This is a genomic window from Leclercia adecarboxylata (assembly GCF_006874705.1).
In the GTDB taxonomy this organism is placed as follows: domain Bacteria; phylum Pseudomonadota; class Gammaproteobacteria; order Enterobacterales; family Enterobacteriaceae; genus Enterobacter; species Enterobacter adecarboxylatus_C.
In genome coordinates this window covers 2,455,814-2,478,499 of record NZ_CP035382.1, presented here as the reverse complement: position 1 = coordinate 2,478,499, position 22,686 = coordinate 2,455,814, and the positions used below count along the sequence as shown (strand labels likewise).

15 protein-coding genes are annotated in these 22,686 nt (G+C 44.2%); 14 read left to right on the top strand and 1 reads right to left on the bottom strand.

The annotated features are described in order from the left end of the window. Nucleotides 1-39: 39 nt before the first annotated feature. Nucleotides 40-495 (bottom strand): hypothetical protein, encoded by a 456-nt coding sequence (locus ES815_RS12780; protein ID WP_142488120.1) that lies wholly within the window; start codon nt 493-495, stop codon nt 40-42. A gap of 377 nt (nt 496-872) precedes the next feature. Here ES815_RS12780 and hpaB point away from each other — a divergent pair, with 377 nt between their 5' ends. From hpaB to ES815_RS12710, 14 genes are all read left to right on the top strand, one after another. After that, nucleotides 873-2,435, top strand: a complete 1,563-nt coding sequence (gene hpaB / locus ES815_RS12775; RefSeq protein WP_142488119.1) for a 4-hydroxyphenylacetate 3-monooxygenase, oxygenase component — start codon at nt 873-875, stop codon at nt 2,433-2,435. A 17-nt stretch (nt 2,436-2,452) separates the two neighbouring features. Next, on the top strand, nt 2,453-2,965 hold the full coding sequence (locus ES815_RS12770; protein ID WP_142488118.1) for a 4-hydroxyphenylacetate 3-monooxygenase reductase subunit: 513 nt from the start codon (nt 2,453-2,455) through the stop codon (nt 2,963-2,965). Between the two features lie 484 nt (nt 2,966-3,449). Beyond that, a complete protein-coding gene (locus ES815_RS12765) occupies nt 3,450-3,824 on the top strand; it encodes a hypothetical protein (RefSeq protein WP_032174571.1) in 375 nt (124 codons plus the stop codon). 17 nt (nt 3,825-3,841) lie between these two features. Then, entirely contained in the window at nt 3,842-5,605 is a 1,764-nt protein-coding gene (locus ES815_RS12760) for a polysaccharide biosynthesis/export family protein (protein WP_032174572.1), read from the top strand. Nucleotides 5,606-5,658: 53 nt separating this feature from the next. After that, nucleotides 5,659-6,459, top strand: coding sequence for an ABC transporter permease (locus tag ES815_RS12755; protein ID WP_142488117.1), 801 nt, complete (start codon nt 5,659-5,661; stop codon nt 6,457-6,459). 10 nt (nt 6,460-6,469) lie between these two features. Continuing rightward, complete coding sequence (locus ES815_RS12750; protein ID WP_142488116.1) at nt 6,470-7,120, top strand: ABC transporter ATP-binding protein; 651 nt, start codon at nt 6,470-6,472, stop codon at nt 7,118-7,120. A 14-nt stretch (nt 7,121-7,134) separates the two neighbouring features. Next, nucleotides 7,135-8,337: a sugar transporter gene (locus ES815_RS12745; RefSeq protein ID WP_142488115.1), complete on the top strand. Its 1,203-nt coding sequence runs from the start codon at nt 7,135-7,137 to the stop codon at nt 8,335-8,337. A gap of 142 nt (nt 8,338-8,479) precedes the next feature. Continuing rightward, nucleotides 8,480-9,472, top strand: coding sequence for a glycosyltransferase (locus ES815_RS12740; protein WP_241097578.1), 993 nt, complete (start codon nt 8,480-8,482; stop codon nt 9,470-9,472). A 48-nt stretch (nt 9,473-9,520) separates the two neighbouring features. Then, nucleotides 9,521-10,696, top strand: coding sequence for a non-hydrolyzing UDP-N-acetylglucosamine 2-epimerase (gene wecB / locus ES815_RS12735; protein ID WP_142488114.1), 1,176 nt, complete (start codon nt 9,521-9,523; stop codon nt 10,694-10,696). Nucleotides 10,697-10,765: 69 nt separating this feature from the next. Then, a complete protein-coding gene (gene wecC, locus ES815_RS12730; protein WP_142488113.1) occupies nt 10,766-12,016 on the top strand; it encodes a UDP-N-acetyl-D-mannosamine dehydrogenase in 1,251 nt (416 codons plus the stop codon). 53 nt (nt 12,017-12,069) lie between these two features. Next, nucleotides 12,070-16,332, top strand: coding sequence for a glycosyltransferase (locus tag ES815_RS12725; RefSeq protein ID WP_142488112.1), 4,263 nt, complete (start codon nt 12,070-12,072; stop codon nt 16,330-16,332). After that, nucleotides 16,322-18,460, top strand: coding sequence for a glycosyltransferase (locus ES815_RS12720; protein ID WP_221888526.1), 2,139 nt, complete (start codon nt 16,322-16,324; stop codon nt 18,458-18,460). The genes ES815_RS12725 and ES815_RS12720 overlap by 11 nt, the downstream gene beginning before the upstream one ends. Beyond that, nucleotides 18,457-21,528: a heparinase II/III family protein gene (locus ES815_RS12715; RefSeq protein ID WP_142488111.1), complete on the top strand. Its 3,072-nt coding sequence runs from the start codon at nt 18,457-18,459 to the stop codon at nt 21,526-21,528. The genes ES815_RS12720 and ES815_RS12715 overlap by 4 nt, the downstream gene beginning before the upstream one ends. 86 nt (nt 21,529-21,614) lie before the next feature. Continuing rightward, complete coding sequence (locus tag ES815_RS12710; RefSeq protein WP_221888525.1) at nt 21,615-22,670, top strand: galactosyltransferase-related protein; 1,056 nt, start codon at nt 21,615-21,617, stop codon at nt 22,668-22,670. Nucleotides 22,671-22,686: the final 16 nt, after the last annotated feature.

The following is a 22,686-nucleotide window of genomic DNA, read 5'->3' as shown; positions in this document are numbered from 1 at the left end:
GTAAGCGTTAGCGCCACCCGGCAACCAGAGCGCACAGAATCAATGCACGGTCAGGTACGGCTCCTTCACAAATTCCGCCAACAGATACACCACGTCATGCAGCAACCCTTTTAAGGATTTTGCCACCGGTGGTGGCAGCGTATTGCTCAACAATGCCTGGGTAAGCGCCTGGGCATACTCCACCAGCGTGGCGGTCTCCTGCCAGCAATCGGGAATGCACGAGGTTACGCTTTCACCCGCGATCAGCTGCTCAATGAGATGCGGCGATAAATCCTCATCACAAAGATGGCGAAACTGGTTTAACGCCTGCAATAAACGCCCGTACAGGGCATGGCTTGCTTCATCGTCGTGAGTGTCGATGAGGACGCAAACAAATGCGGCGCACGCGTCCGCGACGTCGAAGAGATCTGCCGAAGCCGGGAGGGGTTGGGTAATGATTTGGTGGAGAACGTCTTCTTCAAAGTGGGAGTAAGACGGGGTTGGGATAGTAGCCATAAGGCACTCCTTACATTATGAATGGAAGTTACCTCGTATTTTTCAGGTTCTCACGCCCGGCTGCGGTTATCGCCGCAACACAGGCAGCTTACGACTCAACGAACACAAAAAAAAGCCAAAACCTTGTGTTTCATCAGGTTACTTTGAACTTTGCGAGCATGCTTCCAGAAGTAGGTGGCTACAGAACGTAGGCCGGGTAAGGCGAAGCCGCCACCCGGCAAAACCCACCCCGATCACAATTCTCACCTCCGCCTGAAAAGTACCCGTCGTTGACCCATTCGTCCCTTCACGTCCCGCCTCTCTCACGCTTCAATTAAACAACAAAAACAACACATAAATTTAACATTTAATATCCGATAAATACTGAAGAGGTCGCCATGAAACCTGAAGATTTCCGCGCTAGCACTACCCGCCCGTTAACCGGCGAAGAGTACCTGAAGAGCCTGCAGGATGGCCGGGAGATCTACATCTACGGCGAACGCGTAAAAGATGTGACCACCCATCCGGCGTTTCGCAATGCGGCGGCCTCGGTCGCGCAGCTGTACGATGCGCTGCACAAACCCGACATGCAGGACACGCTGTGCTGGAACACCGATACCGGCAGCGGCGGTTACACCCATAAGTTCTTCCGCGTCGCGAAAAGTGCCAACGACCTGCGTCAGCAGCGCGATGCCATCGCCGAGTGGTCACGTTTGAGCTACGGCTGGATGGGACGCACCCCGGACTACAAAGCGGCCTTTGGCTGTGCGCTGGGCGCTAACCCGGCCTTTTATGGTCAGTTCGAGCAGAACGCCCGCAACTGGTATACCCGCATTCAGGAAACCGGCCTGTACTTTAACCACGCTATCGTCAACCCGCCGATCGATCGCCACAAGCCGGCCGACGAAGTGAAAGATGTCTATATCAAACTGGAAAAAGAGACCGACGCCGGGATCATCGTCAGCGGCGCGAAAGTGGTCGCTACCAACTCGGCGCTGACCCACTACAACATGATTGGCTTTGGCTCGGCGCAGGTGATGGGCGACAACCCGGACTTCGCCCTGATGTTTGTTGCCCCGATGGATGCCGAAGGCGTGAAGCTGATCTCCCGCGCCTCCTACGAGCTGGTGGCCGGCGCGACCGGCTCCCCTTACGACTACCCGCTCACCAGCCGCTTCGACGAGAACGATGCGATCCTGGTGATGGATAACGTGCTGATCCCGTGGGAGAACGTGCTGATCTACCGCGATTTCGACCGCTGCCGCCGCTGGACCATGGAGGGCGGCTTCGCGCGAATGTACCCTCTCCAGGCCTGCGTACGTCTGGCGGTGAAGCTCGACTTCATCACCGCCCTGCTGAAAAAATCGCTGGAGTGCACCGGTACGGCCGAGTTCCGCGGCGTACAGGCCGATCTGGGTGAAGTGGTGGCCTGGCGCAATATGTTCTGGGCGCTGAGCGACTCCATGTGCTCGGAAGCAACGCCGTGGGTGAACGGCGCATACCTGCCGGATCACGCGGCGCTGCAAACCTACCGCGTCATGGCACCGATGGCCTACGCGAAGATCAAAAATATCATCGAGCGCAACGTCACCAGCGGCCTGATCTACCTGCCGTCCAGCGCCCGGGATCTCAACAACCCGCAGATCGATAAATACCTGGCGAAATACGTGCGCGGCTCCAACGGCATGGACCACGTGGAGCGCATCAAGATCCTGAAACTGATGTGGGATGCCATCGGCAGCGAGTTCGGCGGCCGTCACGAGCTGTATGAGATCAACTACTCCGGCAGCCAGGACGAAATCCGCCTGCAGTGTCTGCGCCAGGCGCAGACCTCCGGCAACATGGACAAGATGATGGCGATGGTCGACCGCTGCCTGTCTGAGTACGACCAGAACGGCTGGACGGTTCCACACCTGCACAACAACACCGATATCAACCTGCTCGACAAGCTGCTGAAATAACGCAGCGGGAGGTCAATATGCAACATGATGAACAACGCCTGCGTTTTCGCGACGCGATGGCCAGCCTCTCTGCGGCGGTCAATGTGATTACCACTGATGGCGACGCCGGACGCTGCGGCATCACCGCCACCGCGGTCTGCTCGGTGACGGATACCCCACCGTCGGTGATGGTGTGCCTGAATGCTAACAGCGCCATGAACCCGGTATTTCAGGGCAACGGCAAGCTATGTATTAATGTGCTCAACCACGAGCAGGAGATAATGGCGCATCATTTTGCCGGGATGACCGGTATGGCAATGGAAGAGCGGTTTACGCTCTCCTGCTGGCAAAAAGGCCAGCTGGACCAGCCGGTATTAAAAGAGGCGCTGGCCAGCCTGGAAGGTGAGATAACCCAGGTGCAGACCATCGGCACCCATCTGGTTTACCTGGTGGCGATCAAAAATATCATCCTGAGCCAGGAGGGACACGGCCTGATTTACTTTAAGCGCAGATTTCATCCGGTGTTAATTGAACAAGAAATAACCGTTTAATACCCCTTCGCCAGCCGAATTTCGGCTGGCGCTTATTTGTTTTCCATTCTCTTAAATTGAAACAATCACTATCAGAAACTAATGTCCAATATACGCTTTTGCCACCCCCACCAGAGTTAATAGTCTTTCGGACTTTTCCCCTTTTTCAGAGCTGATTTCTGAAATTTGAAATGACACAATCTGCAAATTTATGTAATCTTCGCCTCACAAAAACACTTTCATGAATAATAAAAAACGATTTAGTTGTTTACTGAATAGTTTTTTTATGGCAGCACCCTAAAGCAAATTGAACACTTTATAACCGGAATCGTCATTTTCCGTGCGGTAGCCTACCTTTTTTTTGCCCTTTATTGCTTCACTTCCTCAGCTATGCGCCTCTGCTCCCTGGCCTTCGGGTCAACTTTTTGGGCAATATAAACAGTCGGGTACCTACGAATTTTTATATTTACACGCCAGGTTCCGAATACATGGAAAATATTTACAAATGAAGAACGCAACTCGCCTTCTGGTGATTTCGCTCGCCCTCATCCTGAGTGGCTGTGCATATTCCCCGAAGCAGGTTGAAGCCTCAAGACCGCTTGTAAATCAAGCCGCTTCGACCGATCTCCACGCTATGGCAGCTAACCTGCAACAACCTCTGAACACCCTGCCACAGGGCGCTACTCTTAGCGCCAATGGCACCACCTTTACCCTCGGTCAGCGCTATGTCTCTGCCCTGGGGCTGGAATGCATTGAACTGCTGCGTAACCGTAACTATAACCAGTCGCAGCGCGGCGTGACCTGCAAGAACGGTGATACCTGGTATCTGATACCGCAACTGGAACAGGCATCTGCCAGCAACTTGCTTGCCGTTCAATAATTTTGAAGAGAAATGTTGTGAAGATAACGAAATTTCGGCAATTGAGTGCCATTCTGCTGCTGGCCTGCGCCTCTTGCGCCGCCATTGCCGCCCCTTCTAAGGAAGATGCTCAGGCCTTTGGAATGAACACCCCGGCAGATACCGGCGACGGCCGACTGCAACTCGGCGGTGACCAGGCGATGAGCGGTCAGGCGAACACCTCCTCTACCACCGGGACTTTTACGCAGCAAAACCGCCAGGGCATGTTACTGCCAGGCGAGTCCGACGTGCGTAAATTACTCCCGCAGTCCGAGTCCGGTCTGCCCCCTCCTTACGGTGCCAACCTGTTTGCCGGTGGCTATGAAACCGAGCGCAGCGACGGTCTGACTGATAATTACCTGATCGCTCCCGGCGATAAGCTGAATATCTGGATCTGGGGCGCAGTCAATTTCTCCAACGTCGTCACCGTTGATAATCAGGGTAATATTTTCATCCCTGATGTCGGGCCGATTAATGTAAAAAACGTAGCGGCAAGTAAAGTCAATAACTTAGTTACCAGCCACATCAGTGAAGTATTTACCAATAACGTTAATGTTTACGTAAATTTACTTACGGCAACGCCGGTCAGCGTATTTGTGACCGGCCCGGTGATCCGTCCGGGGCAATATGCCGGCCAGTCTTCCGACAGCGTGCTCTATTTCCTGAAACGCGCAGGCGGTATCGACTCCGATCGCGGCAGCTACCGTCATATTAAGGTCTTGCGTCAGAACCGGGTCATTCAACAGATCGACCTGTACGAGTTTATGCAGCAGGGCAAAATGCCGAAGCTGGCGCTGAAGGATCAGGACGTGATCCTGGTTGAACCGCAGGGGCCGATGATCAACGTGGCCGGTAAAGTGCGCAACCCGTTCCGCTTCGAGTTAAAGAACAGCAGCGCGCTGGGCTCCGAGCTTATCGATTACGCCCTGCCGCTCGCGAAGGTGAGCCACGTGGGCGTGATTGGCGATCGCGCCAGCGGCCCGTTCTCGGTCTATATGCCGTATAAAGATTTTGATCGCATTCAGCTGAGCGACGGCGACAAAGTGCTGTTCAATGACGATATGCATGCCCAGGTTTACGACGTGCAGGTGATGGGCAGCTACCGTGGGCCATCTTACTTCACCGTGCGTAAAGAGACCCGACTGCACGATCTGCTGAACCATATTCCGATTGACCCAAACATGGCAGATTACGGCTCGATCTACATCATGCGTAAGAGTGTGGCCGCGCGGCAGAAAGAGATGCTGGAAGACTCCCTGAACCGCCTGGAGCGCAGCGTGTTTACCGCGCCAGCAAATTCCGACGGTGAGGCTTCCATTCGTACCAAAGAAGCCGAGCTGGTGATGCGCTTCGTGGAAAAAGCCCGCAAGATCCAGCCGCTGGGGAAAGTGGTGGTGTCGGATAAGGGCGTGATTGCCAACATCCTGCTGGAACAGGGCGACCAGATTGTGATCCCGAACAAGACCGACCTGATTCAGGTGGGTGGCGAAGTGATGATGCCGCAGGCTGTGGTCTACAACAAAAGCGCCACACTGGAAGACTATGTGGCCTGGGCGGGCGGCTTTACCGACCGTGCGAACGACAAGCGTATTGCCGTGGTACATGCCAACGGGCTGATGGAGTTTAAAGACGGCGGTGATGTGATGGCAGGCGATCAGATTCTGGTCATGCCGAAAGTGGACAGCAAAATGATGCAGTCCATCAAAGATATTACCCAGGTCATCTATCAGGTTGCCGTGGCGGCCAACGTGGTCCTGAATTAACCCTATAGCGGGCTCGCCTCATCGCGGGCCCGTTCTGTTATATCGGCCTTCTCATGCTTAAACCTGTTCTCAATCAAACGCCCCGCAGCTCGTTCCAGGTGCTGCGGGATGTAACGTTTGGCCTGCTTATACGTGAACTGAAAACACGATTTGGGAGTTACCGACTGGGGTATGCCTGGGCGCTGTTGGATCCGTTGTTGATCATTATTGTATTTAGCCTGATTTTCGGTATGCGCGGTCACAGTGGTTTTGGTGGTGCACCAGCCCCCCTGTTTATCACCGCTGGGTACCTGCCATTTCTCTTTTTCAGAAATGTGGTGAGTAAACTGCAATCGGCAGTCAGCTCCAATATGGGTTTGTTTTGTTATCGCCAGGTGACTCCTTTTGCCACCTTTATTGCTCGTTTTATTCTTGAAGTAATGGTTGGTATGGTCGTTGGGTGCATTCTGGTATTGGGATTACTGTGGATTGGTTTTGATGCCGTACCTAGCGATCCCTTGCTCGTACTACTCATCTATTTATTGCTCATGATATTCTCGTTTTCACTTGGCATTGTCTTCTGTGTAGTAGGAAGTTTATTTCAGGAAGCAGACAAATTCCTCCGGTTGATAATGATGCCGCTAATGTTTATCTCATGCGTCATGCACCCGCTAATGACTATTCCTACTCAGTATCAACATTGGTTTTTATGGAACCCCTTGGTACATGCTCTTGAGTTAATCAGATGTGGCTGGATTACTGGTTATAGCAGTCCGAACGTTAGCTGGGTGTATTTATCAACGGTCACTTTACTAATGCTCACATTCGCCATGAGCTGCTATCGACTCAGCCATCGTCGCCTGATTGCTAGTTAATGTGAATAACATGATCACTCTTGATAACGTATCGAAGTATTACCCAACAAAATTTGGCCGTAATTATGTATTACGCGATGTAAGTATTGTTTTGCCACGTGATCGCAACATTGGCATTTTGGGGGTAAACGGGGCGGGTAAATCAACCCTGTTGCGCCTGCTGGGTGGGATGGATATGCCTAGCAGGGGAAAAGTATCACGCCATTGCCGCGTCTCATGGCCCCTGGCGTTGGGAGGTGGGTTTCAGGGCAGTATGACTGGACGAGAAAATACCCGTTTTGTCTGCCGTATTCATGGGGTACGTGATACCCAGGCAGTTGAAGAGTGGGTAAAGGAATTTTCCGAAATTGGTCAGCATTTCGAACTGCCCATCAAAGGCTACTCCAGCGGAATGAGGTCTAAATTCTCCTTTGCCGTCAGTATGGCCTTCGATTTTGATATTTACCTTACAGACGAAATTATGTCAGTAGGGGATGCTCGATTCAAAAAGAAATGCATTGATACCTTTAATCAAAAACGTGAAACCGCCAGCCTAATCATGGTTTCACATGATATGAAAAACTTACGGCAACAATGCGATATGGGTATTTTACTGCGTAACAGCACCCTTGAGATATTCGACAATATCGATGACGCCATTCGCATTTATCAGAATCTATAACTAGTCAAAAAATTATGACCCAGCCAACCCGCTTTAATAAAACTTCCGGTTTTATGCGCAAATTGCATAAATTAAAAACTAAACCTAAACATTTTATTGTCGACTCCAGTGGATATCGTCTTGCCCATCGCTCCTGGAAACAGAGCCTCAAACTGGGTAGCTTTTTATGGGTAGTAGCCTGTTTTGTCATCGCTGCGATCTATATTGGTATAATTGCCTCAGATCGCTATGTCAGCCGCGCAGAGTTAGTTATCAAACAAGCAGACCAGATAAAAATGCTGCCCGATGCCCTATCGATGTTGGGCATTGGTGGAAGTAATCATGAGGATGTGTTGTTAATCCAGGATTATCTCAATTCTCCCGACATGCTTAACAAGCTTGATAAAGACCTGAATATTAAGGCGCATTATCAGAACCATAATATTGACTACTTTTCTCGCCTGCCAAAAGATGTGAGCCGTGAAGATTTCCTTAAGTATTATCGTGACCATTTATCTTTACATCTGGACGAGATTTCTGGCGTTCTAACAATTGAGTTACAAGCTTTTGATCCAGCCTACGGTCAGCGCGTGGTTGGCGTGATGCTTAAAGAATCTGAAAGCTTTATCAACAAACTGAGCCATCAGGTAGCGCTGGAACAGCTGGCATTTGTTGAAAAAGAGGTTAATCGCGCCTATCAGCGGGTGCAGGATGAAAAAGCTAAGGTGCTGGATTTTCAAAACACCCATCATTTGATTAGCCCGGAAACAACCAGCACAGCACGGTTGGGCGTAGTCAGCCAGATTGAAGGTGAACTGGCCCAACAACAGGCGCAGCTCAAACAGCTGCAGAGCTATATGAAAGCCACAGCTCCCGCCGTCATTTCTGTGCAAGCCCGGGTTGATGCCTTAACGGAGCAACTGGCTCAGGAACAAAGAAGGCTGACCGGTACAGATAAAGATGCGATGAACGAAGTTACTGCACGCTATATGGATGTGCAGACTCAGGCCACTCTGGCAGCTGATATCTATAAAACCGGTCTTATCAGTCTGGAACAAGCTCGCGTCGAGGCGTATCGCAAACTTAAACACCTGCTGGTTATTACACAGCCTACCCAGGCTCAGGATGCTGAATACCCGCGTCGTCTCTATAACCTCGCAACCATTGGCGTACTGCTTTGCCTGTTCTATGGCCTGATTGTGATGGGCCTGGCAACCTTGCGTGAGCATCAAGACTGATAGCAAGATTATGTTGAAATAAAACAAAGGGTTCTGCGCTGACAAAGGTAGGGTTTATCCTCACTGGCTCAGGGAATATAATGGTGTGTTAATGCAGAATCGAATATCCACTACAATCGAATCTCACTGTGAGTAAATTGTTTTGAATAATAAAAAACGACCACGCATCGCAATAGTGGCGGATATTTTCACAACATTTAGTTTGTCACCAGATGCAGATCTTATTCAGATAACACCGACTGACTGGCAATGGAAGCTCAGATTTTTCAAACCCGACTTTCTGCTTGTAGAGTCTGCCTGGCGAGGATATAAAAATAGCTGGCAAGGTAAAATTGCCAGCTATGGGCATACCTCTCCCACTAAACCCGAACTCAGTAAGTTACTGGATTTTTGCCATAAACGAAAAATAACGACCATATTCTGGAATAAAGAAGATCCTTTCCATTTTGATCGCTTTGCAGACGCAGCCGCCATGTTCGATGTGGTGTATACCACGGATGCAAATTCTTTAGATCGCTATCGTGCCCTGCCCCACCATTCTTTCCAGCATGTTGGGGTCTTGATGTTCGCTGCCCAACCCCGTTGGTTCCATCAACCCGTCAGGGATGAACGCAAATCAGGGGTGGTCTTTTTAGGAGGCTATTATGGCAATGAACTGGTGGAACGGAGCAAGGCGCAGGAAGAGATACTATATGCACTCCGCAGCCATGGATTGATCATTTTTGACAGGTTCTGGCAAAAGAGCAAAGCCTGTAGTTTTCCTGATAAGTTACAGCCTTATTGCAAGCCCGCCATATCACCATTATTGGTAGCAAAGGCCTATCAGCAATATCAGATTTACCTTAATTTTAATACAATCAGCCATTCACCAACCATGTTATCCCGCAGAGTCTTTGAGTTAGCGGCAGCAGGCTGCCCTATTATTAGCACCCCTTCGGTTGCTATGGATAATATGTTTGGCGACAGTATTATCTCTGTCAAAGACGGTACCGAAGCACGCGACTGGTGTAATGACTTACAAAACAATAGCCAGCAACGAAATCAACTGGGCCAACAAGCCAGAGATATCGTGCTTGATCAGCACACATGGCAGCATCGGTTGAAGCAAATAAAAAGTGATATTGGCCTCAATTAAAAACACAGCCAATTAATAAAACCAATTAACTCATAAAGGAATATTTCTATGCCTATAAAAGTGCAGCGGGTTCTGATCGTATTTGGTACCAGACCAGAGGCGATTAAGATGGCGCCAATCGTCAAGGCCTTTCAGGCTACCCGTGATATTGATGTCAGAGTCTGCGTGACCGGCCAACACAGAGAGATGCTGGATCAGGTACTTAATCTGTTTGAAATAACGCCTGAATATGACCTCAACATCATGAAACCAGGCCAGGATCTGACCGATGTCACCACCGCCATCCTGCAAGGGCTGAAACCGGTGTTTGCCGATTTCCAACCCGATCGCATTCTGGTGCATGGCGACACGGCAACCTCTTTTGCCGCTACCCTCGCAGCTTACTATCATCGCATTGCTGTCGGCCACGTCGAAGCGGGCCTGCGCACAGGCAACATTTATTCTCCATGGCCAGAAGAGGGAATGCGTCGCCTGACCGGCGGGATTGCTGACCAGCACTACACCCCGACCATCAGTTCGTTGAAGAACCTGATTATGGAAAACATTGCTCCGGAAACCATCTTCGTGACGGGCAACTCGGTCATCGATGCTCTGCTTGAGGTTTCTCAGCGAATCGACAGCAACGTAAACATGAATGCCGATCTCGCCGGGCGCTTCCCGTTCCTGGATCAAAGCAAAAAATTGATCCTGGTAACCGGCCACCGCCGTGAAAACCATGGCGACGGTTTTGAGCGTATCTGTAAAGCCCTGGCAACCCTGGCCCAGCGTGATGACGTACAGATTGTGTATCCGGTTCACCTTAACCCTAACGTGCAGGAGCCGGTTAATCGCAACCTTAAGGGGCTGAACAATGTGCATCTGATCGAGCCGCAGGATTATCTGCCATTTGTCTATCTGATGAAACAGAGCTACCTGATCCTGACCGATTCCGGTGGCATCCAGGAAGAAGCGCCAACGCTGGGTAAACCTGTACTGTGTATGCGCGACACAACAGAACGCCCTGCAGCGGTAAAAGCTGGCACTGTGCGTCTGGTGGGTACCAGTGACGAGGCCATCGTAAGTGAAACCGTGCGCTTACTGGACGATGAGCTGGCCTATAAGATGATGAGCCAGGCGAATAACCCTTATGGGGACGGCAAAACCAGCCAACGCATTGTTGAGGCAGTGCTGGGTCTGGATGGTGCTTTAGCACAACAGATCAATAGCAGCCTGCAGGTTGCCTGATCCACACATTTCACGATTGTCTTTAGGGACAAAGATAAATACCTTTCTATAACTGTCGAGAGCATAAAAATGAAATTCGAAACCATCTCTGTTGTTGGGCTGGGATATATTGGTTTACCAACAGCAGCGGTGATCGCCAGCAACGGCATCCGTGTCGTTGGTGTGGATGTTAATCAGCACGCCGTTGATACCATCAATCAGGGCATGATTCACATCGTCGAGCCGGGTCTGGAAGACCTGGTTAAACGGGCCGTCAATGATGGTCATCTGACTGCCCATACCAGCCCGCAGAAAGCTGATGCCTTCCTGATTGCGGTACCGACCCCGTTTAAGGGTGAAGAGCACGAACCGGACCTGAAATACATTGAGAGCGCCTCCCGTGCCCTGGCCCCAATGCTGGAAAAAGGCAATCTGGTGGTTCTGGAATCCACCTCCCCGGTAGGTGCAACGGAGCAGATGGCCAAATGGCTTGCCGAGGAACGCAGTGATTTGACCTTCCCACATACGGTGGGTGAAGGCCAAACCCCTGATATCTTTGTTGCACACTGCCCAGAGCGCGTATTGCCGGGCCAGGTGATCCGCGAGCTGGTCGAAAACGATCGCATCATTGGCGGTATGGACGAAGCCAGCACCGCAGCGGCGACGCAGGTTTATAAGATGTTCGTTAAGAAAGGTGAGTGCATTGCGACAAGCGCGCGCACTGCCGAAATGAGCAAGCTGACCGAGAATGCTTTCCGTGACGTCAATATCGCCTTTGCCAACGAGCTGTCGCTGATCTGCGATCAGCAGGGTATCAATGTGTGGGAACTGATCTCTCTGGCTAACCGCCACCCACGCGTGAATATTTTGCAGCCGGGTTGTGGCGTTGGTGGTCACTGCATCGCAGTGGATCCATGGTTTATCGTTAACCAGAATCCAGAGACGGCTAAAATGATCCGTCAGGCACGTCTGGTCAATGACTACAAACCACAATATGTTGTTGAACAAGTAGAAAAGGCTGTTGCTGGTATTAATAATCCAAAGATTGCTTGTTTTGGGTTAGCATTTAAGCCGGATATTGATGATCTGCGTGAAAGCCCGGCACTTGATATTACCAAGACTTTATCAAACAATCCTCATTATGAAATATTAGCGGTTGAACCTAATATCCATGTACTACCAGCATCTCTTGAAAATATTCAGAACGTTAGACTGACAAACGTGTCAGATGCATTACAGCTTGCAGATGCTATTATAATTCTTGTTAAACATAAAGAATTCATTGGTATCCAAGCTTCAGATCTTAGCACCACAAAACTACTCGACTTTGTAAACATCTAACATTGTGAGCATAAGCCTTAAACGCTTATGCTCGTATTAAATAAGAATACCACATGAATAATTTAGAAAAAGAATTAGAAAAATATAAAAAAGAAAATAATGAACTTAAACTACGTAATAGCAAAATAAAAAATACCATTTCATTTCGATTAGGAAATATATTGGTCACAGGCACAAGGAGCTATCGTGATTTTTTCAAAATCCCTTACGAGCTTTTCAAATTAAGACGTGATGTAAGAAATTTTAAAAAAAATATCAACAAAGCCTTTTCGCCAGTTAATGAAAAAAAAGTTATACTTAGTCAACATGATTATTTTATCTTAAGAGAAAAATCTGTTTCTGGTTTTATAATTCCTGATAGTAGTAGCATTACTCTAGTAGGAGAAATCATCGCACTAGCTGAAGAAAAGCCTAATGCAGCCATCCTGACATTCGAAATCGCAGAACAAAACTCTAGTAGGGAGCTTGCTACATCATTAGGATTGAGCTGGTCAAAAAAAGTCGGGATGTATTGTTACTTACCAACAAATAAGGGATCAACGAAATTCTCAGTTAGCTTAAAAAACCTTCCTAATGGAAGAGTAAACGTTGCAGCACGACGCTGGTATAGTAAAGGTCACGTAAAAATTAGTGGTACCCTTTCTGCTAGCGAAGTAGAATTAAAAACAAATAATAAATTAAATAATTACAATCTAGAAGCACTTGATGCATTACTACATACAAAAGACATTAAAGCTATATCGGATGAAATTAACAAAATAACAAAATCATCTGACCTAGAAAGAGGATATTTATTATCTGCACTGATTAAATATTACAGCGTACAAGATCGAGAAATCATATCTATAATTGTAGATTTAATGGTAGACAAGCCAAATATTAACAGAAGTGATATCGAAACCGCTTGTCAACACCTATATAAAGAAGGGTGCTATAAAGAAGCTCTAAAAATATATGAAAAATTAAGGCATGGACTTACTCCATTGCAATGTAAATATATTAAGGACCTAGTAGTTCTACTTGAGAGTGGTTTTAAAGTCTCACTACAAAAATCACCTTACTCTCTGCCTTCGAGTGATGTCGTCAGATATTTCATTCACTGCTCCTTACCCCATCATTCAAATGGATATGCAACAAGGAGTCATTCTGTTCTAACTGCTCTGAAAGAACTTGGGCTAAATGCAATTGGAGATACTAGACCAGGTTATCCCTGGGACGTTCGTTTTGATAAAAAGCCTAAAAACCTAACAAAACATGTCATTGATGAAGTTAAGTACGAACATCTCCCAGGTATCATTCAACGTGAAATGACCATTTCTGATTATATTAATGAAGCATCAAAACTAATCGAAATGGAAGTCACAAAGAACGGTGCAAAAATAATTCATGCGTGTTCAAATTATCTCAACGCATTCCCTTCACTCATTGCAGCCAGACGACTTGGTTTACCCTTTATATATGAAGTGAGAGGTTTTTGGGAAATAACAGAAGCATCACGTAACCCCGGTTGGGTTAAATCTGATAAGTACGCTGTTGATAAAAAAATGGAAAGCTTACTGATTAGGAATGCTGATGCAATTATTACTCTTACAGAGTCAATGAAGCAAGAAATAGTTAGCCGAGGTGCTAGCCAAGAAAAGATTTTTGTGGCACCAAACGCAGTATCTATCGATAAATTTACTCCTATTAAAAAAGACACGGCACTACAATCCGAGATTGGACTAAGTGAAAGCATCACCATTGGATATGTTGGCTCAATCGTTGATTATGAAGGATTAGATGATTTAATTACCGCATCTTATCAGCTATTAAATGCCGGATATAAATTTAATCTTTTAATAGTTGGTGATGGTGCAGCACTTGATAATCTAAAATATCAAGTAAGTAGTCTTGGAATTGAGAAGCATGTCTTTTTTACCGGGCGCGTTCCACATGAAGACATAGTTAAATATTACTCACTTATAGACATAGCACCATTCCCAAGAAAAGCCATAGAAGTATGCGAACTTGTTTCTCCATTAAAACCATTTGAGGCAATGGCACTTGAAAAGTGTGTTATTGGATCCGATGTAAATGCAATTAAAGAGTTTATTATTGATGGAGTCAATGGTTATCTTTTCAAGAAAAATGATACTAATTCATTAAGAGATATATTAGCCACGTTAATCGACAACCCTAAGCTTAGATATAATGTGATGGGAAAATCGAGAGAATGGGTTTCGTCCAATAGAACATGGCTAAAATCAGCGGGCATTATTAGTAGGGTTTACGAATTATTACCATCTTTAATGCTAGATAATAATTCCTTAGTAAAAAATATAGATAATAATTCCGGTATGGTAAGCCTCCTGCATCCTGTAGAACTTCATCACTCAAATCCTTTTTGGTATGCGATGTCAGTAACAGCGGGACAGAAAGTGGTGATTGAGGCAGCGATAGAATATAAAACAACGAATAATTCCACTAATCGTAAAGCAGTTATTTTATTTAAAAGCTTTAATGCTGACGGTAAAATCATTGATATTCCCTGTGGTAAAGTCACCAAATCTATTAGTTTAAATGCTTTTTTTAAATATTTACCATGCACTCAAAACCTAACAAAAATATTACATGTATTTACCGTACCTGACGGTATTAAAGAGATTCATATTGGTTTAAGAGGATTTAATCTAACTGATGGAGAGAAAGTTTATGTAAACTCTCTGTCTATTCAACCAGAACAACAAATATCTAAAATTCCGGATTTTATTGAACCAAGTGATTTAGCCGCTGCTATAAGCATTCATGGCTGGCCTGAATTACCAGATAATAATAAACCTATTATTTTAGGTATTATGGATGAATTTACCTCCGGTTGCTTTGAGCAGGATGTAAACCTTATTCAGGCTCGACCTGACAACTGGTATGCTTTAGCAGAAAAATATAGACCAGAATTAATATTCATTGAAAGCGCTTGGAAAGGTAATTTTGGGAGTTGGCAATATAGAGTTGCTGAATATAGTAACAAACCAGGTCATGAGATAGCTCACATTTGTCAGTATGCTAATAAAAAAGGCATCCCAACGTTATTTTGGAACAAAGAGGATCCTGTGCATCATGAAAAATTCATGTGTACAGCAAAACTAGTCAATTATATTTTTACTACTGATATTAATATGACAGAATCCTATCATTCCAAAACTGGAAATGAGAATGTTTATGCTCTTCCATTTGCAGCACAGCCAGCATTACATAAACCAGCCCCGCTCCTTGGTCGTAAACAGCGTATATGTTTCGCTGGGAGTTGGTACGGTGGTCGCCATGCAGAACGTGAAGAGGCTATGTCGTGGCTATTAAGAGCAGCTAAGCAGCATGGTCTTGATATTTTTGATAGAAATTATGGGACTGATGTTTTTCCTTTCCCTGAAGACTTTCAAACCAATATTATAGGCAGCTTACCCTACAAGGCACTTTGTGATGAATATAATCGCTACAGGGTGTTTGTTAATGTAAACTCAGTAATTGACTCCCCCACAATGTTCTCGCGCCGAGTATTTGAGCTAATGGCCTGCGGGACGCCAGTTGTAAGTACATATGCAAAGGGTATAGATAATATTTTTAGCTCTGATGCTGTATGGTTAGTAAATAATAAAGAAGAAGCTGAAGAAGCTCTTTTGACACTAATGACTGATGATAATGAATGGCGGCGCCGTAGCTTAGCCGGGATTAGAGAGATTTTTAAAGGGCACACTTACGCTCACCGATTGAACTATATTTTCGAGCTATTAGGTCGCGCCACAAAAATATCAACAGGACCAGCCATATTGCTCATGGCAAAAGCTTCTACTCACGATGACATTGAATATTTTGAAGATTTTGCTAACAAACAAGAGTATCGCAATTTCAAAATTTGTGTTGAATGTCAGGAAAATGCGACGTCTATGCGACTTAGTTATTCAGATAATATTAAAATGCTAAAGCCTAACGAAATACCATCTTGGCTGTCTGGACAACAAACCATCTACCCACTTGCAGGATGGATAAGCTCCAAAAACAATTATGGAGAACACTATCTACGAGATTTAGTAAATGCAAGCCTTTATGAGCCACAAGCCTGTGGTTGGGCTAAAGCTCAAGACCAAGACCTATTCTCGTATGGTTGCACTACAAAGCAAGGTGCAACATTGTGGAAGATATTAGAATTTATCAATGGGCCTATTAATTCTCATCCGGATGAGGCTGTAACCCACCCTAATGTTTATCTTGCAGACAGCTCTCAGTTCCAAATGATAGCGCAGCAAAGTAACAAAAACTATGGAATGATAAATGATGACTAAGCGTGTGCTCATCTGCGGTAATCCAGATCTTAATTTTATTGATGGTTCCTCCATCTGGGCTCAAACAATTGCTTTAGCCACCGCTGCTACCGGAAGAACTCAGGTAGATTTTTTAGCAAAAAGTACTCCAGAACGTGATGAATTATTTAACTCACTAATGTCGGCTAGCAATCTGAATATTATTGATGGTACTAAACATTCATTCTGGCAGGGGAAGAAATATAAGCGGTTGACTTTGCCCATGATGGCTGATCTAGCAGTGGTGCTAGATAGCGATAAACAATATGATGTCATCATTGTTCGTGGTTTAGAAATAGCCACACATTTATTGACTAGTCCTAAAGTAGTTGCAAAATGTTGGATGTATTTGACAGATATCCCTCAGAGTATTTCAGAGTATTCACCCGAGCAAAGAAAAATCATATCTAATATTGCATATACATGCAATCTCCTGTTATGTCAGACCCAAGGTTTTAAAGAGCTTTGGCAAGCACTTGCTCCAAGTTTGGAAGAGAGCAAGTTACGTATTTATAGTCCAGTCATCCCTGACCTTCCTCAACGGATACCATCAATTGAGGAGCGCCCACTACAAGCCATATATGCTGGCAAGTTTAAAGGTGAATGGATGACTCTGGAGATGGCAAATCTCTGGCCTCTAATCCATAATCGAGTACAAGGTAGTGAATTAGTTATAATTGGTGATAAAATTCACAACGAACCAGACTATCCCGACTATAAAAATCTCATGCAAACAGCTTTGGAGAATACGCCAGGCTTATCATGGCTAGGTGCCCAGTCACGTGAATTAGTCCAAGAGCAATTGCAGAGTGCCAGAGTAGGTCTTTCGTGGCGTGCGGAAAGCATGAACGATACTGTTGAGTACTCAACTAAACTCTTGGAATATGGTGGTGCAGGATGTGCCGCTATAATTAACAGGAATTCCTTACATGAAAAATTACTAGGTCGTGATTATCCATTATTTGTAAATAGTGCAGAAGAATTTGTTGAGCAGCTTACTCGAGTTCTTAACGAACCCAAAGTAGCCCAACAAGCTGCGGATGTATTAATGGAATTAGCAAAGCGCCATACATTCTCTATGCGCGTAGCTGAAATCACTGAATGGCTGGACATCTCAAATACAAAGCAAAAAACGTGTGTATTAGTTGCAGGTCATGATCTCAAATTTTTTAATCTCCTACAAAGAAAGCTGGAGGCAACTGGTCAATTTGAATTCTTGGTTGATCAGTGGGAGGGCCATAACAAGCATGATGAAGAGCGGAGTAGGGCACTATTAAAACAAGCTGATGTTATTTTCTGTGAATGGTGCTTAGGAAATCTTAAATGGTATTCGCAAAATAAAGCATCTCATCAGCGTTTAGTCGCACGATTTCATTTGCAGGAAAGAGAGTTGTCATATGTTGCGGAATCTAATTGGGATAATATCAACCACATCAGTTACGTAAGCGAATATATCCGCCGTGAAGGGCAGAAGGTTTTTGGTTTTCCTTATGAAAAAACCTCAGTTATTCCAAACTTATTAGACGAGAAGAAGTTTACTACTGAAAAAAAAGTCAGTGATGCTCGTTACACTCTTGGTATTATTGGTGTGACACCCGCTAGAAAACGCTTAGATCGGGCTATTGATTTGCTCGAAGAATTACTGAAAAAGGATAGCCGATACTGTTTGCGAGTTAAAGGGAAGCACCCTCTTGATTATGCTTGGTTACTCAAAAGAGAAGAAGAACTCGTATATTACCGCCAGATCTTTGAACGTATAAATAGCAATCCAGTCCTTAGACATAAGGTCATATTTGATCCCCCTGGTGATGATATAAATCAATGGTTTACTTTAGTTGGATTTATTTTATCACCTTCAGATTTCGAATCATTTCATATGGCAATTGGTGAAGGAATGTTAACTGGCTCTGTCCCTGTTATCTGGAACTGGGATGGGGCGGATGAAATATGGGGCCGCGAATGGGTTGTAAACTCGCTTTTCGATGCAACAAATGTTGTCCTTAACAGCACCCCAAGGGACGAAATTGCTGAACAAATATTAAATACAATGTCTTCTCATGACATTAGTGAGTGCTGGAAAAAAGTAATACAAGAGCAGACTACAACATGACATTATCGTTATTTTTGTCCAGCGCGACACCTCAATCAACTGATTACATACTAAACAATACAAATCAGAAAAATAATGCAGATTATCATAAACTAAAAAAGTTATTTGATTGCCAGCTTTTTGAAGCAAGAAGCTTTAGTGATACAAGGATTGATATTGTTGCGTTTGACTGGAAAACTGTTGAACAAGATCGTAATTGGTGGTGGCAACTACAAGCTCTACCATTCTTAAATTGGTTTACTAACAGTTTTGAAATACAAAGTAAAGAAGAACAATTAATTTATTTCTCAATATGTTTAGATGCTCTTCAGTGCTGGATTGAGCATGCGAAAGAAAATAAAGAGTCCCCACTTGTTTGGCATGATCATGCTGCGGCCTATCGAGTCAGGAATATCACTAATTGGTTGCTATTTTGCCAAGTTGTTAATCTTCCACTCATCAATGATACTCGTTCTACTCATCTTGCAAGCTTAATCATCGAGCATCTTGAATGGCTAAAACAAGATAACAATTATTCGCAATATACTAATCATGGCTTTGATCAAGCCATGATCTCCCTAACAATCGGGCTTATGTTTTCTTATGAAGGTTTTAATGAATATAGTCAACTTAATCGCCAGCGTCTTAAAGAAGAGTTGACTTTTGCCTTTACCGATGAGGGGGTTCACAAAGAAAATAGCCCCGGCTACCAAAAGATGATGCTAGGTAGGCTTAAACAACTCCGAACTCTTACACCTTTAGGTGAAAAAGAAATTTCAGAGTTAGGTGAAAAATATATTATAAATGCAGAAAACTTTTTACGAGCAATAACCTTACCAAATGGCTATTTACCTATGATCGGTGATACCCGCGGAAATGATAGCGGACTACCGTACTTACAAAATAATGACATTGACATCTTAGATTATACTAACTCTGGTTATGTTATAATCCGTGGAAGAATTTTAGATAAAGATATTCACATTGTTTTTAAAGCCTGCCATATGTCACATTATCACCGCCATGATGATGATCTATCAATACACTTATATTTTGATGGAAAGATTATTCTAGCCGATGGTGGTCTCGGTTCACATAATGAAAAAGATATTGAAAGAATTACCCTGAGAGCGTACTCCGCACACAATTCGCCTTATTTTACAGATACACCTGCAAAAAGGAATGTTGCAGAGCTAAACGACCTTCAACCCACGGTAGAAATAAATGGCGACTTTATCGTAGGTGAAAGTAATTGCTATGGTTATAAAATTCGCAGGGAAATAAACTTATCAAGAATATCTGAAGGCGTTATAGGAATAATAGATTCATCCAATCATGATGGGCACATTATTTTGGCTTCAAATTTCTATTCTACATTAGGATTATTTAGTGCTGGAGATAGATTATTAGCACCTATTTATCCAGATAAGTCATTAGAAATAAAACCGAAATCGCCAACCCTCCCTGAAATAAATAAATCGTTTTCATCATATTTATTTGGGGATTACAATGATATAAATTCTTTTAGTTATTTATGTGGTAGTGCAAAAAATAAGTCTATCGAAGTAAATGTCAATCTACAGTACACGCCTAAATTACTCCACTGCATATATTACCGAAACTTCGGTCCGATTGAAATAAAAGAGACTAATCAATGGTATTTTGACGAGCTTTTTCCTGGTAATGTGTGCCATCATATAATGTCTCTAAGATGGATTAAAGATATTAAAAACCCATCGATCAAAAAAGAGATCATCAAGTCATTTATAAGCTACAATCAATCACCCTATCAAGCTAAAAGTAAATTTTATCTTGGCGAGCAAGCAGATCATACAACAAGTATCAGACTTGAGATATTAACTAATTTAATTAAGGAATTTGATGACGATGAGGAATTAGTCATCTTAATTAGATATGAATTATTAAAAAACATTGAGTCATGTATAAGTGATACATATAAAAAGGGTAACAATCATGGCTTAATGGTTGATAAGGCTGTTCTTGATTCTATTTTCACTGACGAAGCAATATTCTCTAATGCGCAACATCACATCCCATTTTTAATTAATCGTGTAAAATGTCAACTTGATAGTATATTTGACGAAAATGGTTTTTGTAAGGAGCATTCGATATCATACCAAGAGTATAACCTTGGCATTGCTTTTGATTTGATTTCTGTAATGAAAAAGAGCCAATCTCGCGATTTTTACAATGAGGTATCATTATTAGAATGTTACTTTAATAAAATTAAGGAAGCCTCGAGGGAGTCGCTAGGTTTTGCATTAAAGAGTGATGGTACATATATAACTATAGGTGATTCGTTCTCAGCACCAAAGCCTTTCTTGTTGAATACAATTTTCGGAAACAAAAACCCAACAACAGCATTTCATCCTGAATCAACAAGAAGTGGAGTATTCTTTAATAAAACTCTTGGGATAGCAGTATTTAGAAATGATAATATGCATATTGCAATAAATGCAGCATGGCATTCATATGTTCATAAGCAGAATGATGATTTATCCTTTTTCTTGAGATTTAATAACGAAGATATATTTATTGATGGAGGATATTCAGATATTATACCTACTTCAGTTGTTGATACTAAATCTGAGCTTCTACATTCTACAATAATCCCAAAAAACAAGTCTTGGATGAATAGGAATGCTTACTCCCGTGGCAAATCCGAAGTTAACTTACCTGAAGTTGTTGGAGAGGGAATCATACAATTCTCCGGTGAACACTCGAGAATCCATGATTTAACCTTAGAAAGAAGCGTGCTTATTGAAGCCGATAAAAACTCTATAACTATAGATGATAATGTTTCTATCAATACAGAAACCTTACATCGATTCATTACCCCAGCAACATTCAAAATTACGATAAACGAAGATGAATATGTTACTATAACTTCTGATGCTAATATAATTAGAATCATTGACAGAAAATTAAACAACAAAAGAAATAATTGTTGGAAACTGTCTGAAATAACATGCATAAAAAACAATGAAGTGATTTCTTGTTATGCTATTGATTATATTTCAGATGGCTCCTCTTCTCTTGAAATAGTAATGAATAAAAAAAGCAGGTAAGCAACTCATATCTATCAAATCTTGTTAACTCACGATAGCTCGACTTCTAACCATTATAGTAATACTTGAGATGACAGGTAGAAAATATGTCTAATGACCTCAGTGCTGTTACTCCATTTCACTTTCAAAAAAGTGGTCGCGGAAGTCTGGATGCTGCAAAAAAAAGACTGCAAGCTTGCCTACAGTCTCTTTCTAACAAACCAGACATGGATATATTAATTTCTACGAATCAAGCGATAGAATTGGCTAAGGTAACAAATATTCGCTTGATCGAGGATGCTCAGCACTGCCCTATTTATTCTCCTGGAATTGCACGCGACAATGCTATTCATTATTGTACTACAAAAACTATCTTCCTAATGGATGCAGATCTACTCTGTGCCCCTTCACTGGTAGAGCATTTTTCTATAAGTAATCAGAACCTGAGCCATAAAAATATTAATGCCTTCGAAATGTACCCCTGTCTCTACCTAACAAAAGAAGAAACAGAGCGGTTCGACGGTGATTTCCAGGGCTGTCTTGAATCCTTCCTGCGCGGCGAAAACCACAGAGTAGAAGGCATTGCCCTTGCCAGCAGTTGCCTGTTACTCAACCGCGAGTGGTTTTTACAGCTGGGTGGCTTTGATGAGCGGTTCGTCGGTCATGGCGGCGAAGACCTGGAGCTAATAGATCGGTTGTGCCAGCACTATCCTATTGGGCCACGCCCTTCGGATTATGGTCTGAATATCAAAGCCCAGCATCCGGGGGACTATCAGGGATTCCGGCGTTACTTCAGTTATTACGCCCTGCCCCATCTGTTCGCCGGGCGTTTCCTGGTTCACCAGTGGCATCCACGCCCGTTGACTCACCCTTATCACAAGCGTAGAGCGGGCAACGACGCATTGCTTGAGCAAATGCTGGCAAATCCGGGCCCTCTAAAAGGTCCTGTCATCCCTTGCAACGATCTGAATGGCGAGCTTCCAGATTTTCGGGAATGGATGATCCGTCTGCAGGAAGATGCCGGTTATCCCGTCAGTGAATATCCGGGATTACTGCGCTGGAAGGATGGCGTAACGGTGAAACGCCCGCTGTGGCGAAAAATGCGTAAGTTATACCTGAACCCGAAAGCGTTTTTTAAAGACATGATCAAATCAAAATCCTGATAAACACCTTACTCTG

What these genes read in the sequence shown, in the direction of transcription:
- ES815_RS12780 (WP_142488120.1), bottom strand. Translation starts at nt 495, where the DNA reads ATGGCTACTATCCCAACCCCGTCTTACTCCCACTTTGAAGAAGACGTT.
- hpaB (WP_142488119.1), top strand. Translation starts at nt 873, where the DNA reads ATGAAACCTGAAGATTTCCGCGCTAGCACTACCCGCCCGTTAACCGGC.
- ES815_RS12770 (WP_142488118.1), top strand. Translation starts at nt 2,453, where the DNA reads ATGCAACATGATGAACAACGCCTGCGTTTTCGCGACGCGATGGCCAGC.
- ES815_RS12765 (WP_032174571.1), top strand. Translation starts at nt 3,450, where the DNA reads ATGAAGAACGCAACTCGCCTTCTGGTGATTTCGCTCGCCCTCATCCTG.
- ES815_RS12755 (WP_142488117.1), top strand. Translation starts at nt 5,659, where the DNA reads ATGCTTAAACCTGTTCTCAATCAAACGCCCCGCAGCTCGTTCCAGGTG.
- ES815_RS12750 (WP_142488116.1), top strand. Translation starts at nt 6,470, where the DNA reads ATGATCACTCTTGATAACGTATCGAAGTATTACCCAACAAAATTTGGC.
- ES815_RS12745 (WP_142488115.1), top strand. Translation starts at nt 7,135, where the DNA reads ATGACCCAGCCAACCCGCTTTAATAAAACTTCCGGTTTTATGCGCAAA.
- wecB (WP_142488114.1), top strand. Translation starts at nt 9,521, where the DNA reads ATGCCTATAAAAGTGCAGCGGGTTCTGATCGTATTTGGTACCAGACCA.
- wecC (WP_142488113.1), top strand. Translation starts at nt 10,766, where the DNA reads ATGAAATTCGAAACCATCTCTGTTGTTGGGCTGGGATATATTGGTTTA.
- ES815_RS12725 (WP_142488112.1), top strand. Translation starts at nt 12,070, where the DNA reads ATGAATAATTTAGAAAAAGAATTAGAAAAATATAAAAAAGAAAATAAT.
- ES815_RS12720 (WP_221888526.1), top strand. Translation starts at nt 16,322, where the DNA reads ATGATGACTAAGCGTGTGCTCATCTGCGGTAATCCAGATCTTAATTTT.
- ES815_RS12715 (WP_142488111.1), top strand. Translation starts at nt 18,457, where the DNA reads ATGACATTATCGTTATTTTTGTCCAGCGCGACACCTCAATCAACTGAT.
- ES815_RS12710 (WP_221888525.1), top strand. Translation starts at nt 21,615, where the DNA reads ATGTCTAATGACCTCAGTGCTGTTACTCCATTTCACTTTCAAAAAAGT.